Source organism: Chloroflexota bacterium (assembly GCA_026708035.1).
Taxonomy (GTDB): domain Bacteria; phylum Chloroflexota; class UBA11872; order UBA11872; family UBA11872; genus JAJECS01.
Genome location: JAPOVQ010000006.1, coordinates 153,320 through 171,134, shown reverse-complemented (window position 1 = coordinate 171,134; position 17,815 = coordinate 153,320). Strand labels below are relative to the sequence as shown.

The window sequence follows — 17,815 nt, the reverse complement described above, 5'->3', positions numbered from 1 at the left end:
GCGCCCCTGTCGTAATCATGGGAGGCGGTCCATTGGATCGTCGGACGCCTCGTCACCGGGCTCGATTTCCGCGACGGCGTCGGTGCCTTCGTTCGGCGGGTCCGACGCCTCGGCGACATCGGGCAGTGCGCCGCCCGGCGCTCGATCTTCGACCGACGCCGCGGGCGTCCACATGCCGACCTCGACCGGCAGCGCCATTGGGTTTGGGTGCTTGATCAATGCCGAGTAGACCTCGGCGGCCTCGTCGAGCCCCAGCGTTTGGGCTGCCGCGAGCGCCTCGCCGTAGCCTCCGGCGTCGTCAGGCGCGCGCTCGAGCGCGTCGGCGACCTGGCCGAGACCCGCGTGCGGCGCGGCGGTGACCTGCACGTCCGCGGCGGTCCAAGCGGTGGCGGGTGAATCCGACGGTCCGATGCCCAGCAGCGCCGCCATCCAGGGGCGCCCGGCGAGCAGCCACGCGCCCGCCAGCGCGAGCACCCAGTGCGTTCCGGAAAGCACCAGCAGCGCCGCGCCCAGCGCCAGCGAGGTCCACGAGCGGCGCAGGCGCTCTAAACGTCCGGCGGGGTTGGGGCGCGTCTGCGCGCCGCGGCGCATTGCCGATTCGATCGCCAGGACGGTTGGCCGGTGGACGCGCGCGGCGGAGAAGCCCGAAGACCCGGGATGCACGATGGCCACGGCCCAGTCAACGAATTGGGGACGGCGCCCATCCGCGGCCAGAACGGCGGCCCGCGCCGCCTGATCGGCGCGCAGCACATAACCGCCGCGCACAGGGACTGCCCAGCACACCAGTTGCATCATGGGCGGGGTCGAGCGACCAGCGTCGTCAGCGGGGCGACGGGTCGTTTGGGGAGGAGCAGGCGCGCCAGCCGACTTCGCAGCGGCCGCGGCTGCGAGGGCTCGTCCGCATGTCGCTGCGAGCGATAGAACGCGACGGCTCCGGGCCAGCGCAGCAGCCGCTCGGAGGCGAGCTCAAGCGCCACCGTGTCGCGGGCAAACGCGCCTTCCTCCAGCCCGCGCCAAATGTCGCGCACGTGGGCCAAGCTGCCGCCAAACTGCGAAATGGCCGGCTCGGCGAGCACTGCCCCGGATTCCATCAGACGGCGCGCGCGCGCGCCGTAGCCACGCTGCGCGAACGCGTGCAGCGCCGAGCGAGTGGCGATGAAGAACCCAAAGGGCAGCGCCCAGCCCACGATGAATGCGACGCGCGATGGATTGGCAATCAGAAACGCTACGAGCACCCCGAGGATCGTGAGCTCGAGGATTGCCAGCAGCGCGTGGCGCATCCACGACCGTCCCAGGCCGGCCGCCGATGCCGCATAGCTGAAAAGGTCTGCCTCCAGACGCCCGCGAACCACCGCGACCTCGCCCGGCGACACCTCATAGGGGCTGTAGATGGCCAATTGCACCGGCCCGTTGGCGGCGTCCAACTCCGCGTAGTCCGCATCGACGAAGAACGCGGCCCCGGTTTCGGTGGGCACGACGAACGCATCGACGACCTGGGTGGTGAAGTCAGGCCCGCTGGTAACGATAATGGGCTCCGGAGCGCGACCAACGGAACGATCGGCCGGCCAACGTTGACGCCAATTATAGCCCGCGACCCTCGTCTCGGACCGGGACGGACTGGCGCCGTCTCGCGCCGCCCCTGACCATGGCATCCGCCGCGAACTACGACGTCATCGTGGTCGGCGCGGGCCATGCGGGCTGTGAGGCCGCGCTGGCCGCCGCCCGCATGGGCGCCCGCACCCTGATGCTCACCCTGGGCACGTCCAGCGTGGCGCTGATGCCGTGCAATCCATCCATTGGCGGTCCCGCCAAGGGCAACCTGGTGCGCGAGATCGACGCGCTGGGCGGCGAGATGGGCCGCAACACCGACCGCACCCTCATCCAGATCCGGGAGCTGAACACCGGCAAGGGACCGGCGGTGCGCGCGCTGCGGGCGCAATCCGACAAGCGGCTCTATGGCATCGCCATGCGGCAGGTGGTCGAGCGCCAACCCGGTCTCGACCTGGTCGAGGGCGAAGTGGAGCGCCTAATCTGGCGCGAGGTCTCGGGGAGTGGCGAGCGACGCCGGCGGGTCGTCGGCGTTCGCACCGCGGACGGCCGCGCCTACACGGCCCGAGCGGTGGTTGTCACCACGGGCACGTTCCTCAAAGGGCGGCTGATCCGGGGCGACGAGTCGACGCCCGGCGGTCGCGCGGACGAGGCGCCGGCAACGGCCCTGGCGGACGATCTGGCGCGCCATGGGTTCGATCTGGGTCGACTCAAGACCGGCACGCCGCCGCGCGTGGACGCACGCACGATCGACTTCTCACGCGCCGAGGTCCAGCAGGGATCCACCGACCCGCTGCACTTCAGCTTCGATCCCGTACCCGTCGACGAGCGGCTCGCGGAGCCGCGGCACGCCGCCTACCCCCACGTGCCGGAACAAGGATGGCGGGTGCAGATGCCCTGCTATCGGGTCGCCACCAACGAGCGCACGCACGCGGTGATCCGCGCGAACCTGCACCGCGCGCCCATGTTCAACGGCGCGATCACGGTCCCCGGTCCGCGCTACTGCCCTTCCATCGAGGACAAGGTCGTGCGCTTCGCGGACAAGCCCGCGCACACCCTGTTTCTCGAGCCGGAAGGCTTCGCCACGCCCGAGGTCTACGTGCAGGGCGCGAACACGAGCCTTCCCGCCGAAATCCAGATCGAGATGATTCGCAGCGTGCCGGCGATGCGCGACGCCGGGGTGATCCGCCTGGGCTACGCGGTGGAGTACGACTTCGTCCGCCCCTTCCAACTCACGCGCACATTGGAGACCCAGCGCGCCGCCGGTCTCTTCCTCGCCGGGCAGATCAACGGCACGACGGGCTATGAGGAGGCGGCGGCCCAGGGCCTCATGGCGGGGATCAATGCCGTGCGGAGCATCCAAGACGCCGAGCCGCTGGTCCTGGGCCGCGACCAGGCCTATATCGGCGTGATGATTGACGATCTCGTGAGCCGAGACCTCACCGAGCCGTACCGCCTGCACACCTCGCGCGCCGAGTACCGCCTGTTGCTGCGCCACGACAGCGCCGACATGCGGCTCACCGAGATTGGCCATCGCGTCGGCCTGGCCGGCGAGGCTCGGGTCCGCCGGCTGCGTCGGACGCGGGACGAGATTGAGCGGGCCAAGGCCTGGATCGCGGACGCCCGCGTTCCCGCGACGCCGGCCGTCGCGGAGCGGCTGCGGCAGCTCGGCCTGCCGCCGGTGACCCAAACGCTGCCCGCCGCCGAGTTCCTCCGCCGTCCCGGCGTCACCCTGGACCTCAGCGTCGAGCTGGCGGGCGGCGGTCCGTCGGTCTCGCCGGCCGCCGCCGCGGCGGTGGAGTTCGACATCGGCTATGCCGGCTACGTGCGGCAACAGACCGCGCAGGTCGCGCGGGCGCGCGAGATGGAGCAGGCGCGCATCCCGGCGACGATCGGCTATCCGGACATCCACGGCATGCGCACGGAGGCGCGGCTGCGGCTCGAGAAGTTCCAGCCGGCCACGGTGGGCCAGGCGGCGCGCGTCGAGGGCGTTACACCGTCGGACATTGCCGTGCTGCTGGTGCATCTCAAGCGGTGCGCGGACGTGGAGTCGGGCGACGGCGGGTCGACCAGAGCGACCCAACCGGCGACTCGACGGATAGAGTCCATGAGAACGCCCAAGCCGCGGCGAGCCCCTGTCGAAGTGGCGACCTGACGTGACGACCGCATTCCCGGACTCCGCGCAGTCGCCAGGCTGGCGTCGCCGCCTGCTCGACCGGTTGCGTCCGCACACCGTCAAGGGCTGGGTGCGGTTCGCCGTGCTGGGCCCGGCGCTGCTGCTGGTGATCGGCCTGGTGCTGCTGGTGGTGTTCTGGTCGGTGCTCTGGTACGCACTGGCCGCCGCGTTCGCTCTGTTCGGTGCGCTGGTGGTGCTGATGTTCGTGGCGTTCGTGGCCTACGCCGTGGCGCGGCGGCGGAACCTGCTGGCGGTGTTCCGCGCGATCAAGTCGGAGGACTCAGTGGCCACCGGAGCCGCGGACGACGCGTAGGCTAACGAGCGTTCTCGCCCGCCAGCCCCACCGCCCGTTCGAGCACGTGGTCCAGCATGTCCGGCGTGAGGCGGCCGGTGAATGTGTTCTGCTGGCTGGGGTGATAGGAGCCGAGCAGCGTCCGGTCGCCCAGCGTGACCTCGGCGCCGTGGCCGAAGCGCGCCGGCGTGGGCGACGGCACGTCCCCCCGAGCGCGGCAAATGCGCACGACTTGCGACCAGGCGTAGCCGCCCAGGGCGATCATCACGCGGACGTCGGCGAGCAGGTCGAGCTCGGTCTCCAGGTAGGCGCGGCAGTTCTCGCGCTCCTCGGTGGTCGGCTTGTTGGCGGGCGGCGCGCAGCGCACCGTGGCGGTGACGAACGCGTTGCGCAGCCGTAGGCCGTCGCCCCGGTGGGTGCTCGTGGACTGGTTGGCCAGACCCGCCCGGTGCAGGGCGCCGAACAGGAAGTTGCCGGAGCGGTCGCCGGTGAACACCCGTCCGGTGCGGTTGCCGCCGTGCGCGGCGGGCGCGAGACCGACGATGAGAATCCGAGCCGTCGGGTCGCCGAATCCGGGCACCGGACGCCCCCAATAGGTCTCGGAGCGATAGGCGGCGCGCTTCTCACGCGCGGTCCGCTCCCGCCATGCCACCAATCGCGGGCAGCGCCGGCAGTCGGCGATCCGCTGTTGGAGCTCGGTGAGCGCGGCGCCCCGCGCTTCATCCCGGCGGCGCGACTCCCCGACCATTCTGAGAGAGGCTCTGACGGTGTACGCGCTCCAGGAACGGTCGCATGCAGGCGACCACCTGTTCGGGCACTTCCTCCTGGGGCACGTGGCCGGCGTCTTCCAGGATCACGGGTTCGGCGTCCTGGAAACTTGCCGCCAGGGCCAGGGCTTGACCGCGGCCCGCCAGTCGATCCGCCGCGCCCCAGATCAACAGCACCGGGCACCGCACCTGGCCGATCGATGCTTGCGCCGGGGCGGGATCGACGCCGGCAAGGAGTGCGGGCAGAGCGTCCAGGAACCCGGGCGCGCCATAGGGCAGGTACTGCCGGTCCACCGTCGCCCGGTCCACGGTCAGCGGATGCCGCCGGCCGATCATGTTGCTCAGGCGCACGTACCATCGCTGCGAGCTCAGCGTGCGCAGCACGATTCCCGACGTGCCCGGCAGCTGCCGGGTGAGCCAGATGCCCAGGCGAACCCCGGGCCCGGCGACCAGGAAGGGATCGACCAGCACCAGCCCCGCCACCCGGTCTGGATGCCGCGCGGCCAGGGCGACGGCGGGCTGACCGGCGGCCGAGCTGCCCACGATGACCACGCGCTCAAGCCCCTCGGCGCGGAGCAGCTGGCCCAGCCGCTCGGCCTGCGCGGGAGCGCCATAGTTCGCTGCGGCCGGCTTGTCCGAGAGCCCGTGCCCCAGCAGGTCCACCCAGTGCACGCGATGGGTCTCCGCCAGCGGCGGGGTGATGAATTCCCAGGTGCTGACATTGCCGCCGAAGCCCGGAAGCATCACCAGGTCGGGTCCGGCGCCTACCGCCCGGTGGTAGAGCCGTCCTTCCGACACCGGCCGCAGCGTTCCCCCGTCCAGGTGGGCTTCCACGTCAAACGGCTGCGGTCGCCCGCGCGTCGCCGCCCAGGCGCCGCCCGCCAGCGCAGCCAGCCATAGCAGTTGGGACCAGGACGCCATGCGTCAGCCTCGGAGATACCCCGTGCTAGTATGGCAACGAACGCAAGAACCCTTTCGGCGCGGCCGTTTTTCGAGCCGTGCAAACCCAGTGGGAAGGGCCGTTTGGTACGCGACTACGCGCTCGTGGTGATCTATGGCGTCGAGCGCATCCCCACCCTGACCTCGAGTCACATTGACACCGTGGCGGACCACATCAGCGGCGCGGGCGGCGAGGTCAACAGCGTGAACAGCTGGGGCAAGCGCAAGCTCGCCTACTCCATTCAAGACGAGCGCGAAGGGCACTATGTGCTGCTGGAGTTCTCCGCCGATCCGTCTCGCATCTGGAATCTCGAGCAGTCGCTGCGCATCAACGAGGACGTGATGCGTTTCCTGATTGCACGTCAAGAGTTCGATATGTCGCCCGCGCTGGCGGTCGAGAGCGAAGGCCGGCGATGAACGACGACGGCGGCCGTCGCCGCGGTCGGTCCCGTGGGCTCAACAAGGTGCAGATCATCGGCAATCTTGGCCGTGATCCCGAGCTGCGCTTCACGCAGGACGGCACGCCGGTCGCCAATTTCACCGTGGCGGTCAACGAGACTTGGCGCAGCCGCGGCGGCGAGCAGCGCGAGCGCACCGAATGGTTCCGCGTTGTCGTCTGGAGCCAGTTGGCCGAGGTTGCGAATCAGTATCTCCGGCGCGGCGCCAGGGTGTATCTGGAAGGTCGCCTTCAGACGCGCGAATGGCAAGACCGCGAGGGCAACGACCGCACGAGCACCGAGCTTGTCGTGCGCGACCTGATCATGCTCGGCGGGCGCGACGACGCCGATGGGCCGCCGCGCGACGACGACGGCGGCGGCGGGGACCGGCGCGAACCTCGCGGTCAGCAGCCCCAGGGCGGCCGCGCCAACGATGACGACTCGATCACCGCCGACGACCTCCCCTTTTGAGGTCTCCGTGTTTCACCGTGAGGTTGCATGACTGACCAAGGTTCCGGCGCTCCGAGTGAGGGCGCCCCGGCTTCGGCGCGGCAGATCCGCGAGGACGCCCGACCGACGACGCCCGACACACGCTCGGGTGGCGGCGCTGGCGGTGGCGGCGGCGGACGCGGCGGGCGGTCGCGGCGGGGCGGGCGCGGCTTTCGCCGTCGCGCGTGCTACTTCTGCGAGACGCGGGAGCCGATCGACTTCAAGAACGCCCAACTCCTGCGCCGATTCATCGCCGATTCGGGTCGAATCGAGACACGCCGCAAGACGTCGACGTGCGCGCGTCACCAGCGTGAGTTGGCCCGCGCCATCAAGCGCGCGCGCTACCTCGCCCTGCTGCCGTACGTCGTGCGTCGCCGCCTGCACGCGTAGCGCCTAGTCGCAGGCGCCGCATGGCCCCGCGCACCCATGCCCAGCGGCGCCGTGCCGAGCGCGACCGCCGGCGGGAGCAGCGCCGCCCCCGCACCGCGACGATCGGCTGGCGCGACCTCATGGTCGCCGTGCGGGACTGGCGCATGCTCAGCCGTCCCCAGCGCACCGCCGCGGCGGCGAAATGGATGACGCTCGTGGCCGGCCTGGCCGCCGCCGTGGTGCTCAGCCTCGTCGGGAGCGCCTTCTACTCGGAGTATGGCGCGCTGCCGAACTCGGCCGTGGCCACGGTTGGGTCCGAACCGGTCACGGCAACCGAGTACCGGGACTTCTTGTCGTTCCGCCGCTACCAGTTGCAGCAAGAGCTTGCGGCCCTGGACGCGGACGAGACGGTCGCGGACTACGAGGCGCGGGCGGGCGACCTGCGCGCGCAGCTCGGGGGCGTGGTGTTCAACGGCGTGTCCCATCTGGCGCATGCGGTCCTGATCCGCGATGCCTGGACGGCGGAAGGCCGTGAGGTCGCTCCGGACGAGCTCCGCGCGCAGCTGGTGGCGCTGGCCGGCGTGGCGCCGGAACGGGAGGACGCCCAGGCAGCGGCCGTCGAGGCCATCCGGGAGGCTACCGGTCTCGACGCCGCGACCATCGAGCGATTCGCGGCGGACAGCTTCCGCCGGCAGCGGCTCGCCGATGAGCTATTTGCCGAAACGGACCCCATGCCCGCCCACGTCAAGGCCGTGGAAATCGTGCTCGCCCGCGAGGAGGACGCCGCCGAGGTGATCCAGCGCATCGAGGACGGCGAGTCGATGGAGGACGTGGCGCGCGAGGTATCGGTCGATAGCGTCTCGCGCACCGCCGGCGGGGAGGTCGATTGGACGCCCAGCGGCATCCGCCCGGAGGCCTGGGACGCTGTGGCCTTTACCTCACCGATCGGCGAGCTCGTCGGTCCCTTTGAAGGCAACCTGGGCTGGTATCTGCTCCGCGTGACCGACCGCGTGGACGAGCGTCCGCTGAGCGCGGAGCACGCTCGAACGCTGCGAGCGCGGAAGCTCGATGCCTGGCTGGCCGAGCGCACCGAGGAACAGCCCATCGAATACATGCTCACCACCGAAATCATCGACTGGACGGAACGGAACTCTCTGCCGTAATCGGGTGTCTGATTAGGGCGAATCCATGGCTTTGGCCACCGGCGACGGAGCGGTTTCTTTCACGTGCACGCGAATGCGTGAGCTCAACGCCAGCGAGGCAACGGCCAGGATTGCGCCGGCAATAAACGGGACCCAGTGGCCATAGGCTTCCCAGAGGATCCCGCCGGTGATGGGGATGATGACCGCGGCGATGTGGTTGACCGTCATGCCGGTCACCAGGCTTGGCCTGATGTCGGCGGGGTCGACCGCGATCTTGCCGAGATAGGTCGTGACGCCCGTGTCGGCGCTGAAGAACAGGTTGTCCAGCACGTACAGCACGAAGAGCACGGCGAGCACGGGGATGGCGGCATAGCCGACGAAGATCAGGGCCAGCGCGCCGTAGGCGACCATGAGGATGCGGCGCTCGCCGAACCGGTCGATCAGGCGGCCGAATTGGTACACGGCCGCGATGCTGACGACGCCATTGATGAGGCTGAGGATCGCGATGGTCTGCACGGGCGATTCGTAATCTCGCACCAGCAGGAACAGGGCGAAGGTCATGAAGATGTGGCGGCGGGCGCCGTCGAGAAAGGTCAGCGCGTAGTAGAGCCCATATGCCCGCCGAACCAGGATGCGCGGCGGACGCTTGGTGCGCGGCACCCCGCGCACGCGCAGGACCAGTAGCGCGCCGGCGATCGCCAGCACGCCGGCCACGACGAAGAGCGGCCGCAGCCCACTCGCTCCCGCCACCAGCGCCACGAGCCCGATGCCGGCGAGGTTGGCCACCGCCGCCACGGCGCGGAGCCGGCCCAGCCGGCTGCCCTGCTCGGTGACGCGGCTCAGGCGCAGGGCCAGGGTGCTGGATATCGGCATCCACATGTGGAAGCCCACGCTGGCCACGAGCGAGAAGAGGATCAGGCTCGGGATGCCGTCGATGTGGAAGTAGTTGACGAATCCCACGCCAAGCATCAGCAGCGCCACGGCTCCCACCACCGGTTCCGCCACCGTCATCACCAGCGCCGCGATGCCGGCCGTGAGCAGCCCCGGAATCTCACGAACCGTCTCCAGCAGCCCCAGTTCATTGGGACTGATGCCGAGGTCCTGGCCGATAAAGTTGAAGAAGATCGTCTGGTAGATGCCCATGGCCAAACCGAACGCAAAGTTGGCGGCCGCGAGCCAGCCGAACGGGGCCATGCGAGGCGCACGCAGCACGCAGAGACCCCCGGGATGAACGGCGCGGCCATTCTACGGGCGCACCTGGTAGGCCGCGCTGCGCGTCCGGTGGCCCGCGCTGCGTGCAGCGTGGGATCGGCCGTTCCCCTCACCCTAACCCTCTCCTGCGGGGAGAGGGGACCGGACTCGAGCCGAGATGGGTCCACCGGGCGGCCTGGGCCTTCCGGCTGTAGGGGCAGCCCTTGTGGCTGCCCGCCGGCGGTCCCACCGGCGCCGAGATTCGGGCGCCCACCAGGGGCGCCCCTACAGGGCCGTCGGCGCCCCCCGTTTGTCCGCAATATGTTCGGTGCCTACAATGCCGCCGGCTGACCGGGGAGGCGCGGCGTGGCTGATTTCGCCCATCTGCATGTTCACAGCGAATTCAGCCTGCTCGACGGCTTCTGCCGCATTCCCGACATCCTCGACCGCACCCGCGAGCTCGAGATGGACGCCGTCGCCCTCACCGATCACGGGGTCATGTACGGCGCTGCCGACTTCTACCTGGCGGCCAAGGACGCCGGCGTGCGCCCGATCATCGGCTGCGAGGTCTACGTCGCCCCGCGGTCCCGCACCGACCGCGATGCCACCCTCGACCGGCGCGCGTTTCATCTCACGCTGCTGGCGCGCAACCACGAGGGCTATCGCAGCCTCGTCAAGCTCACCTCGCGCGCGCACCTGGAGGGCTTCTACTACCGCCCACGGGTAGATCGCGAACTGCTGCGCGAGCACAGCGAGGGGCTGATCTGTCTGAGCGGGTGCCCCTCGGGTGAGCTGATGCGCGCCATCGAGGCGGGCGACATGGCGCACGCGGAGTCCGTGGCGCGCTGGCACGCCGAGGTGTACGGCGAGGGGAACTACTACATCGAAGTCCAGCGCTCGCAGCCGGAGCTGGAGTCGAACTACCAACGGCTGATGGAGTTGGCCGACGGCCTGGGTCTGCCGCTGGTGGCGACGAATGACGTGCACTACGTGCGCCGGGAGGACCGCGACGCCCACGACACGCTGCTCTGCATTCAGACCGGGCGCACGCTCTCGGACACGTCACGCCTGCGGATGGAGGGCGACTTCCACCTTCGCGCGCCCGAGGAAATGGCGGGGGTGTTCACCGACGTTCCGGACGCCCTGGCGAACACGGTGACGATCGCGGATCGGTGCGACATCGACCTGCCGTTCGGACGCATTGCGATGCCCGAAATCGCTCTGCCCGGCGGAGGCAGCGCCATCGACTACCTGCGCGACCAGGCGCAGCGGGGCTTGCGAACGCGGCTGGCCGCCGACCCGTCGCCCGTCTATGCGGAGCGCTTGGCGTACGAGCTGGATGTGATTGAGCAGACCGAGTTCGCGTCGTACCTGGTGCTCGTCGGCGACATTGTTCGCTTCGCCCGCGACGGCGGGATGCTCACGGCCCCGCGCGGCTCCGTAAACGGCAGCCTGGTCGCCTTTGCGATGGGCATGTCGGACATCGACCCGATCAAGCACGACATCATGTTCGAGCGCTTCCTCACCGTCGGGCGCAAGGGGTCCATGCCCGACGTGGACCTCGACTTTCCCAGCGACCGGCGGGACGAGGTCATCAACTACATCTCCGACACCTACGGGTCGGATCACGTGGCGCAGATCGCGACGTTCGGCACCCTGGCGGCGCGGGCGGCCGTGCGCGACGTGGGCCGCGTGATGGACCTGCCGCTGCCCGACGTGGACCGCGTGGCCAAGCTGATTCCGGTGAATCCGGTGAATCCCTTCACCATCGAGCGGTCGCTGGAAACCGTGACGGAGCTGCAGCAGCTCTACCACGCCAACGACGAGATCCGGCGATTGCTCGACCGGGCGCGCGAGGTGGAGGGGGTGTCCCGACACGCCTCGACGCACGCCGCGGGGCTGGTGGTGTCGCGGGAGCCCCTCATCGAGCACGTGCCGCTGATGCGCTCGGCCGATGGTCAGCCCGTGGCGCAGTTCACGGGGCAGACCATTGATCGCATCGGCATCCTCAAGCTCGACATCCTGGGGCTGTCCAACTTCCGGACGATCACGCACGCGCTCGAGCTGGTCCGCGAGGACACCGGAGACGAGATTGCGCCGCAGGAAATCCCGCTGGACGACGACCGGGCCTTCGCCATGCTGCGGGCCGGGCGCACGGTGGGCATGTTCCAACTCGAGAGCAGCGGCATGACCTCCACCCTGCGCCGCCTGCAACCCAGGACGATTGACGATCTGGCGGCGATCATCGCCCTCTATCGCCCCGGTCCCATGCAGCACATCGACCGCTACATCGACACGATGCACGGGCGCGTGCAGCCCACGTACCCCCACGAGAAGCTCGAGCCGATCCTGCGCGAGACGCACGGGGTGCTCGTCTACGCCGACCAGGTGCTGCGGGTGGTGCGCGAACTGGCGGGCTATGACTGGGACGAAGCCGATCGCTTCCGCAAGGCCGTCGGCAAGAAGATTCGCGCGGCGCTGGAGAAGGAGCGCACGGAGTTCATCGAACGGGCGACGGCCAACGGGCTTACGCCGGCCGTCGCCGAGGACGTGTTCGGGTTGATCGAGCCGTTCGCGGGGTACGGATTCAACAAGGCGCACGCGGTGTCCTATGCCGTCATCGCCTACTGGACGGCCTGGCTGAAGGCGGTCTATCCGGTGCAATTCCTCACCGCCTTGCTGGACACCGACAGCGGCGATCTGGCCAAGGTGGCCCGGGCCAAGTCCGAGGCCGAGGTGCTCGATCTGGACGTGCTGGCGCCCGACGTCAACCGGAGCGGCGCCTCCTTCGTGCACCGCGGACGCCAGATCGTCTTTGGCCTCGGGACCGTGAAGACCGTCGGGGAGCAGGCGGTCGTCGCGATCTTGGACGCGCGCGAGGACGGTGGGCCGTTCGAGTCGCTGGCCGACGTGTGCGCCAGGATCGACGGACGGGTCGTGACGCGCCGAACCATCGAAGCGCTGATCAAAGTCGGCGCCCTCGACGGCCTGGGCGAGCGAAATGGGCTGCTTGCCGGACTGGAAGCCGCGTTCAAGCGCGGCCAGCAGGCGCGGAGCGACCGCGTGGCGGGGCAGACCACCATGTTCGAAATGGGTGCGCTGCCCGCCAGTGAGACCAGCGACGACGCATTGCCGGATGTCGAACCGGCTGACAACGCCGATCGACGGCGCTGGGAGAAGGATCTGCTCGGGCTGCATGTCTCGCCCAGTCCCCTGTCGAACCCGGGCATACGCGAGGCCCTGCGCGCCAGCGTCGACACCCAGATATTCGATCTGGACCCGTCGCACGTCGGCCAGAACCTCAGCGTTGGAGGTCTGGTGGCGGACGTGCGGCAACTCATCACGCAAAAGGGTGACACCATGGCCATCGTCACCCTCGAGGATGCGCCGGGAACGATTGAAGTCGTCGTGTTCCCGCGAATATGGGCGCAGATTGGCGACAGTCTGGAGATCGACCGCGTGATCGTGGCCCGGGGCAGGCTCGAGGACCGGCGGGGATCGCTGCAGCTGGTCGCGGAGAACCTATTCCCGCCACAACCCACCGCAGATGATTCGCAGGATGCGGCGATGCCCGTAAGCGAATTAGAACCCGACGCCCGTATCGGCCAGGTCCCTGCGGCCGACGTCGGGGCCGTGGCGATGCCAAGCGCTTCGGACATCGGCGACGATCCGGTGGTGGACGTTGAACCCGCGGTCAACGGCGACGCGATGGGCGCCGAGGCAGCCGCCCCGGCGGCAGATGCCGATGCTCCGGTCGAGTCGACGCCCGTGGCCGGCAGCCTGGAGGTCCAAGCCGCGGGCAGCGAATACGTGCCGCCGAGCGATGACGACGCGCCGCACGGTTCCGCGAATGGCGACGATGCGTGCGCGGTATCCGGGGAATCGAACGGCGCGACGAACGGCGGCGCGCCGCGACGCGTCGTCGTGGTGCTGCGCCGCAGCCCGGACCTGGGGCATGACATCGACCTGCTGCGCCGGCTGGACGAAGCGGCCGCCGCCCATCCCGGCGAGGTTCCGCTCGACCTGCACGTCGAGGCGCCCGACGGCGACGTGACGCGCTTGCGCTGGCCCAAGGCCGTGAGCGCCAGCCCCGAGCTGGTGGCGCAAGTGGCCCGGGAGTACGAACCCGACAACGTGGTGGTGGAGCGGGCGCCGGCCGAATCCAACTAGCCCCACCGCCCGGAATCTCGACAGGCGCAGCCTCTCGGGCCAAGATGCGCGCAATGCCGTGTGACGGAGGACCGTGCGATGGACCGACCACCCGAGGCCTACATGCACGTGGGCATCGTGCACTTCATGCTGCATCCGGAGCTGCAAAGCGGCGACGGGCCGATTCTCGAATCGGTCGAGGCGTTGGCCACCGACGGCTTCTTTCACGCGCTCGAGGTCACGCACGTCAATGACGACGCGACGCGCGCGGAGCTGGCCCGCCGCGCGCGCACGGCCCGGCTGGCGCTTGGCTACGGGGCGCACCCGGCGCTGCTGCTGGAGAAGCTCGATCTCTCATCGGCCGATCCCGACGTGCGCGAGCGGGGCATCGAGGCGATGCTGCGCGGAGTCGATGAGGCGCACGAGCTGGACGCCACGCTGGTCGGCGTGCTCGACGGTCCCAACTCGGCCCCGGCGACCGACGACGACGTTGAACCGGCGCTGGTCCGCCTGGCCGACTCGCTCAAGCAGATCTGCCACCACGCCGCCCGCTTGGGCATATGGATCGCGCTGGAGCAGTTCGACCGCGACATCGAAAAGTGCTCGCTGCTCGGTCCGGTCGAGCTGTGTATTCGCGTGAGCGAGATGGTTCGGGCCGAGACGCCCAACTTCGGGCTCTGCCTGGACCTCAGCCATCTGCCGCTGCTGGGCGAGGACCCGCCGACCTCGGTGCGAAAGGCGGCGGATCACATCATCCAGGCCCACATCGGCAATTGCCTCATCAGCGACCGCTCCCACCCGCAATGGGGCGACCAGCATCCGGTGTTCGGTGAGCCGGGCGGGGTGAACGACGTGCCCGAGTTGACTGCGTTCCTGCGCGCGCTGTTCGAGATCGGCTATTTCGACAAGGACCTGCCGACGCCCATGCCGCTGGTCAGCTTCGAGATGAAGCCGGCGCCCTACCAGACGACCGCCGAAATCATCGGCAACGCCAAGCGCACCTTTGCCGCGGCGTGGGCGCGCGTCTGAGTCCGTTGGTATGGTTTGCGGAGGCTGGGAATGCCCCAGCGGCGGCGCGGACGCCGAACGGTCACACCCGCGGGCGGGATCAGGGCTGCGGCGCGCCGCCGAATTGACTGAGTGACTTAAGGAGCTAGCCGCGCATGCGAATTGGATATATCGGCCTCGGCAAGATGGGCCTCCCCATGGCGACGAACCTGCGAGCGGCCGGGCACGACCTGATCGTGCACAACCGCAGCCGCGGCAAGGTGGACGACTTTGTCGCGGACGGCGGCACGGCCGCCGACACGCCGGCGGAAGTCGCCGCACAGTCGGACGTGGTGTGCCTCAACGTGCCGCTGCCGCAGGACTCTTTGGAGATCCTGCTGGGCGAGAACGGGGCCATCGAGACGGCCCGAGACGGCCAGCTTTGGATCGACTTCGGCACCAACGGTCCCGACACCGCGCAGCATTGCGCCGCCGAGGCCGCGGGCAAGGGCGTTGGCTACCTGGATGCTCCCGTGAGCGGCGGTCCGGCCGGCGCAACGGCGGGCACGCTTGCCGTATTCGTCGGCGGCACGGCCGAGGACTGGCAAGCCGGCCAGGAGCTGCTCGACATCGTGGGCGGCAACGTGCAGCACTTCGGCCCGGTGGGCGCGGGCTGCGTGGCCAAGCTGGCCAACCAAATGATCATTGCCGGGGTTCGCGCCGCCAACGCGGAGGCTTACGTGCTGGCGGTCAAGAACGGCATCAACCCCCAGCAGCTCTTCGACACGCTCATGGGGGCCTACGCCGCCAGCCGCTGCATGGAAGTGGACATGCCGAATCTCGTGTTTCCGGGCGATTTCGAGGCCCGATTCGGCGTCGAGCTGTTGCTCAAGGACCTGGGCCTCGCGCTGGAGTTGGGACGGCGCAGCAACGTGCGCCTGCTGGCGACGACGCTGGCCGACCAGCTCTATCAAGAGGTGCGCCACAAGGGGCTGGGCGACCTGGATGCGGCGGCGCTGATCAAGCCGCTCGAGGAGCTTGCGGGTGTGGAGGTTCGCTCCGGCGACTCCGCGTAGCCATGCGGCCGCTGCCGCCGGTGTTGCGACGGGTCGTGCATGACCCGCGAGCTGCGCTATCTCCTCGCGCGTTTCGTCACCTGCTTCTTCGCGGCGATGGCCGTGGCGGCCTTTGTGCCCGACGGCATCGTGTTTCCGCCGCAGGGCACGCGCGACTTCTGGACCACGATCGCGGCGTTTGCCGCCGTGCTGGCGCTGGTAAATGCGTACGTGCGACCGGTGGTGGATGTGCTGCTCAAGCCAGTCACCTGCGTGCTAGGCGTCCTCACCCTCGGGCTATCGCACGTGCTGGTCAGCGCGGGGGTCTTTTGGCTGGCGGCGCAAGCGGTGGAGGCCATCGAGATTCGCACCGTGGTCGGCGCGGTGATCGGTTCGATCATTGTCGGCGTGATCAACATGGTCGGGTCCGTTTTGCTCGGCGGTCGCAAGGAATGACGCGCCGCGCTCACGCCGCGTGACCGTGGCGGACGGACCGGCCCGTCCGCGGCGCAGCGCGCTCGTTGAGGCCGCCATCGGCGAGCTCACCGACGCCGACCGGCCGCTGTCGCTGCAACATCTGGCTCGGGCGGTGCTCCACGTGGAGTCGAAGGCCGCGGCCGTGGCGACTCGGGCGCTCGAGCCGCTTTTGCTGGAGGACGAGCGACTGCGGCAGGCGCCGGCAGGGCAGTGGGAGCTGGCCGCGTGGCGGCACCGCGCTGAAGACCTGAACGACGCGGAGTTCGTGATCTTCGACATCGAGACGAATGGCGGACGTGGAGGGCGGCATCGTGTCCTCGAAGTCGGCGCCGAGCGCGTGCGCGGCGGAACGGTCGTCGGCACGTTCGAAACCCTGGTCCGCATTCCCGGTCGCGTCTCAAAGTTCATCACGCGCTACACCGGCGTCACCGACGAGATGCTGATTGACGCACCGCCGATCGAGCGAGTGCTGGACGATTTCCGCGAATTTCAATCGGGCGCGGTGCTCGTCGCGCACAACCTGCCCACCGATCTCGGCTACCTCAACCGGGAGGCCGTGTGGGCCCAGCGCCCGCTCTTTCCCGGCGACGGCCTGGACACCATGGAGCTGATGCAGGTGCTGATGCCGGAGGCCGAAGTCTCCGGCCTGGCGGATGCGCTGGAGCTGCTTGGCGAGCAGGAGTCGCCCCGCCACCGGGCGCTGCCGGACGCTCGCGCCACGCATCGGCTATTCGCCGCGCTGGTGGACCGGGCGCGCGCCCGCGACGTCACCACCGTCGAGGCGCTGCGCGCGCTGGGCGCGGAGGGCGGTCCCGAGGGACAGATGCCCCAGCGGGCCAAGGAGCTGGCGCGTTGGGCCTCGCGAAACTTGCCACCGTCTCCCGGCGCCTATGTGTTTCGTGATCCCTCCGGTCGAGCGCTCTACGTGGGCAAGACCGTCTCGCTCCAGCGCCGCGTTCGGGCCCACTTCACCACGTCGCACAGCTTCGTGCGCCAACGGGCCGACATGCTGCCGCGAATCGATCACATAGATTGGGAGGTCACGGGATCGGAGCTGCGCGCGCTCCTGCGCGAGGCGGAGCTCATCGCGGAGCTAGCGCCGATCTACAACGTGCAGCGCCAACGCCGCGCCTCGCGGCTATTGGTCCACGTCGGTCCGGCGGTGGCGGCGGTGGTCAACACCGCAGCGACGATGCGGGGTGAGTCCGGCGACTACGTGGGGCCGTTCCCTACGGCCCGGGACGCGCGGCTGGCCGCACAGGCCGCGCGCCGGCTCCTGGACTTGCCGGCTCGGGGCGCGTGCTCCGTCGAACCCTGGCGGCGTGCCGCGGCGTTGGACTATCTGCGCGGTGGCCGAGAGGCGGCGATCGCCGTCGTGACCGATGCCGATGCACCGGCCGAGGAGCGGGAGTCGATCGTGCGGCGGCTGCGACGTTCGCGCGCCGAGCGTCTGCCACTCGCCGGTGGTCTCGGGGGCGAGCGCGTGATCGTCGTGGACAGCGGTCGGCGGCCGGGCGACGCGGAGATTGCGCTCATCGCCGACGGCCAGATCGCGCGGCACGTGGTTTTGACGCGCCCGCGCCGCGGTGGGATTCGCCGCGCGCTGCAGGACCTCCTAAAGCCCCGCCAGTCCAATGAGTCCGTGTCGGACGACCATCGCAATATCGTCATTTCGTGGCTGCACGCCCGCGCCGGGCGGGACGAGTTTCTGCCGGCGCCTCCGGGTGGCCTAGATCGAGAACTCGTCGAGCAGGTGTGGGAGCGCGTGCGGCGCGCGGCGCACGGTTAGGCGCGCCG

The 17,815-nt window shown here is 69.7% G+C and carries 15 protein-coding genes and 1 pseudogene; 11 read left to right on the top strand and 5 right to left on the bottom strand.

Annotated elements, in window-relative coordinates; genetic code table 11:
• Positions 1–15: 15 nt before the first annotated feature.
• Positions 16–795, bottom strand: a complete 780-nt coding sequence (locus tag OXG33_02465) for a hypothetical protein (GenBank protein ID MCY4112788.1) — start codon at positions 793–795, stop codon at positions 16–18.
• A complete protein-coding gene (locus tag OXG33_02460) occupies positions 792–1,475 on the bottom strand; it encodes a hypothetical protein (protein MCY4112787.1) in 684 nt (227 codons plus the stop codon). The genes OXG33_02465 and OXG33_02460 overlap by 4 nt, the downstream gene beginning before the upstream one ends.
• Before the next feature lie 170 nt (positions 1,476–1,645).
• Here OXG33_02460 and mnmG point away from each other — a divergent pair.
• Together mnmG and OXG33_02450 are read left to right on the top strand one after the other, a co-directional pair.
• A pseudogene (gene mnmG, locus OXG33_02455) lies at positions 1,646–3,583 on the top strand (tRNA uridine-5-carboxymethylaminomethyl(34) synthesis enzyme MnmG).
• Positions 3,584–3,704: 121 nt separating this feature from the next.
• Positions 3,705–4,037, top strand: a complete 333-nt coding sequence (locus OXG33_02450) for a hypothetical protein (protein MCY4112786.1) — start codon at positions 3,705–3,707, stop codon at positions 4,035–4,037.
• A 1-nt stretch (position 4,038) separates the two neighbouring features.
• On the opposite strand, the gene OXG33_02445 is transcribed toward OXG33_02450, so the two are convergent.
• Positions 4,039–4,764, bottom strand: a complete 726-nt coding sequence (locus OXG33_02445) for a uracil-DNA glycosylase (GenBank protein ID MCY4112785.1) — start codon at positions 4,762–4,764, stop codon at positions 4,039–4,041.
• Positions 4,736–5,704: an alpha/beta hydrolase gene (locus OXG33_02440; protein ID MCY4112784.1), complete on the bottom strand. Its 969-nt coding sequence runs from the start codon at positions 5,702–5,704 to the stop codon at positions 4,736–4,738. The genes OXG33_02445 and OXG33_02440 overlap by 29 nt, the downstream gene beginning before the upstream one ends.
• A gap of 102 nt (positions 5,705–5,806) precedes the next feature.
• Between OXG33_02440 and rpsF the strand changes: the two genes are divergently transcribed.
• The 4 genes from rpsF to OXG33_02420 are packed head-to-tail and all read left to right on the top strand — an operon-like array spanning position 5,807 to position 8,180.
• Positions 5,807–6,139: a 30S ribosomal protein S6 gene (gene rpsF / locus OXG33_02435; protein ID MCY4112783.1), complete on the top strand. Its 333-nt coding sequence runs from the start codon at positions 5,807–5,809 to the stop codon at positions 6,137–6,139.
• Positions 6,136–6,630: a single-stranded DNA-binding protein gene (locus tag OXG33_02430; protein ID MCY4112782.1), complete on the top strand. Its 495-nt coding sequence runs from the start codon at positions 6,136–6,138 to the stop codon at positions 6,628–6,630. Before rpsF ends, OXG33_02430 begins: the two co-directional genes overlap by 4 nt.
• A gap of 27 nt (positions 6,631–6,657) precedes the next feature.
• Positions 6,658–7,038, top strand: a complete 381-nt coding sequence (gene rpsR, locus OXG33_02425; GenBank protein ID MCY4112781.1) for a 30S ribosomal protein S18 — start codon at positions 6,658–6,660, stop codon at positions 7,036–7,038.
• Positions 7,039–7,058: 20 nt separating this feature from the next.
• Complete coding sequence (locus OXG33_02420) at positions 7,059–8,180, top strand: peptidylprolyl isomerase (protein ID MCY4112780.1); 1,122 nt, start codon at positions 7,059–7,061, stop codon at positions 8,178–8,180.
• Between the two features lie 12 nt (positions 8,181–8,192).
• Here OXG33_02420 and OXG33_02415 read toward each other — a convergent pair whose 3' ends face one another.
• Positions 8,193–9,371: an MFS transporter gene (locus tag OXG33_02415; protein MCY4112779.1), complete on the bottom strand. Its 1,179-nt coding sequence runs from the start codon at positions 9,369–9,371 to the stop codon at positions 8,193–8,195.
• A gap of 345 nt (positions 9,372–9,716) precedes the next feature.
• Between OXG33_02415 and dnaE the strand changes: the two genes are divergently transcribed.
• The 5 genes from dnaE to OXG33_02390 all read left to right on the top strand — a co-directional run bounded on the left by dnaE (position 9,717) and on the right by OXG33_02390 (position 17,807).
• Positions 9,717–13,520 carry a DNA polymerase III subunit alpha gene (dnaE, locus tag OXG33_02410; GenBank protein MCY4112778.1) on the top strand — a complete coding sequence of 1,268 codons (3,804 nt, stop codon included), beginning with the start codon at positions 9,717–9,719 and terminating at the stop codon, positions 13,518–13,520.
• Positions 13,521–13,598: 78 nt separating this feature from the next.
• Complete coding sequence (locus tag OXG33_02405; protein MCY4112777.1) at positions 13,599–14,528, top strand: TIM barrel protein; 930 nt, start codon at positions 13,599–13,601, stop codon at positions 14,526–14,528.
• A 134-nt stretch (positions 14,529–14,662) separates the two neighbouring features.
• Positions 14,663–15,562 (top strand): NAD(P)-dependent oxidoreductase, encoded by a 900-nt coding sequence (locus tag OXG33_02400; protein MCY4112776.1) that lies wholly within the window; start codon positions 14,663–14,665, stop codon positions 15,560–15,562.
• Positions 15,563–15,601: 39 nt separating this feature from the next.
• Positions 15,602–15,997, top strand: coding sequence for a phage holin family protein (locus OXG33_02395; GenBank protein MCY4112775.1), 396 nt, complete (start codon positions 15,602–15,604; stop codon positions 15,995–15,997).
• Positions 15,998–16,016: 19 nt separating this feature from the next.
• Positions 16,017–17,807, top strand: coding sequence for an exonuclease domain-containing protein (locus tag OXG33_02390; protein ID MCY4112774.1), 1,791 nt, complete (start codon positions 16,017–16,019; stop codon positions 17,805–17,807).
• Positions 17,808–17,815 lie beyond the last annotated feature (8 nt).

Coding starts and splice junctions, on each gene's coding strand:
- OXG33_02465 (MCY4112788.1), bottom strand. CDS start 795: ATGATGCAACTGGTGTGCTGGGCAGTCCCTGTGCGCGGCGGTTATGTG.
- OXG33_02445 (MCY4112785.1), bottom strand. CDS start 4,764: ATGGTCGGGGAGTCGCGCCGCCGGGATGAAGCGCGGGGCGCCGCGCTC.
- OXG33_02440 (MCY4112784.1), bottom strand. CDS start 5,704: ATGGCGTCCTGGTCCCAACTGCTATGGCTGGCTGCGCTGGCGGGCGGC.
- OXG33_02430 (MCY4112782.1), top strand. CDS start 6,136: ATGAACGACGACGGCGGCCGTCGCCGCGGTCGGTCCCGTGGGCTCAAC.
- rpsR (MCY4112781.1), top strand. CDS start 6,658: ATGACTGACCAAGGTTCCGGCGCTCCGAGTGAGGGCGCCCCGGCTTCG.
- OXG33_02420 (MCY4112780.1), top strand. CDS start 7,059: ATGGCCCCGCGCACCCATGCCCAGCGGCGCCGTGCCGAGCGCGACCGC.
- OXG33_02405 (MCY4112777.1), top strand. CDS start 13,599: ATGGACCGACCACCCGAGGCCTACATGCACGTGGGCATCGTGCACTTC.
- OXG33_02400 (MCY4112776.1), top strand. CDS start 14,663: ATGCGAATTGGATATATCGGCCTCGGCAAGATGGGCCTCCCCATGGCG.
- OXG33_02395 (MCY4112775.1), top strand. CDS start 15,602: ATGACCCGCGAGCTGCGCTATCTCCTCGCGCGTTTCGTCACCTGCTTC.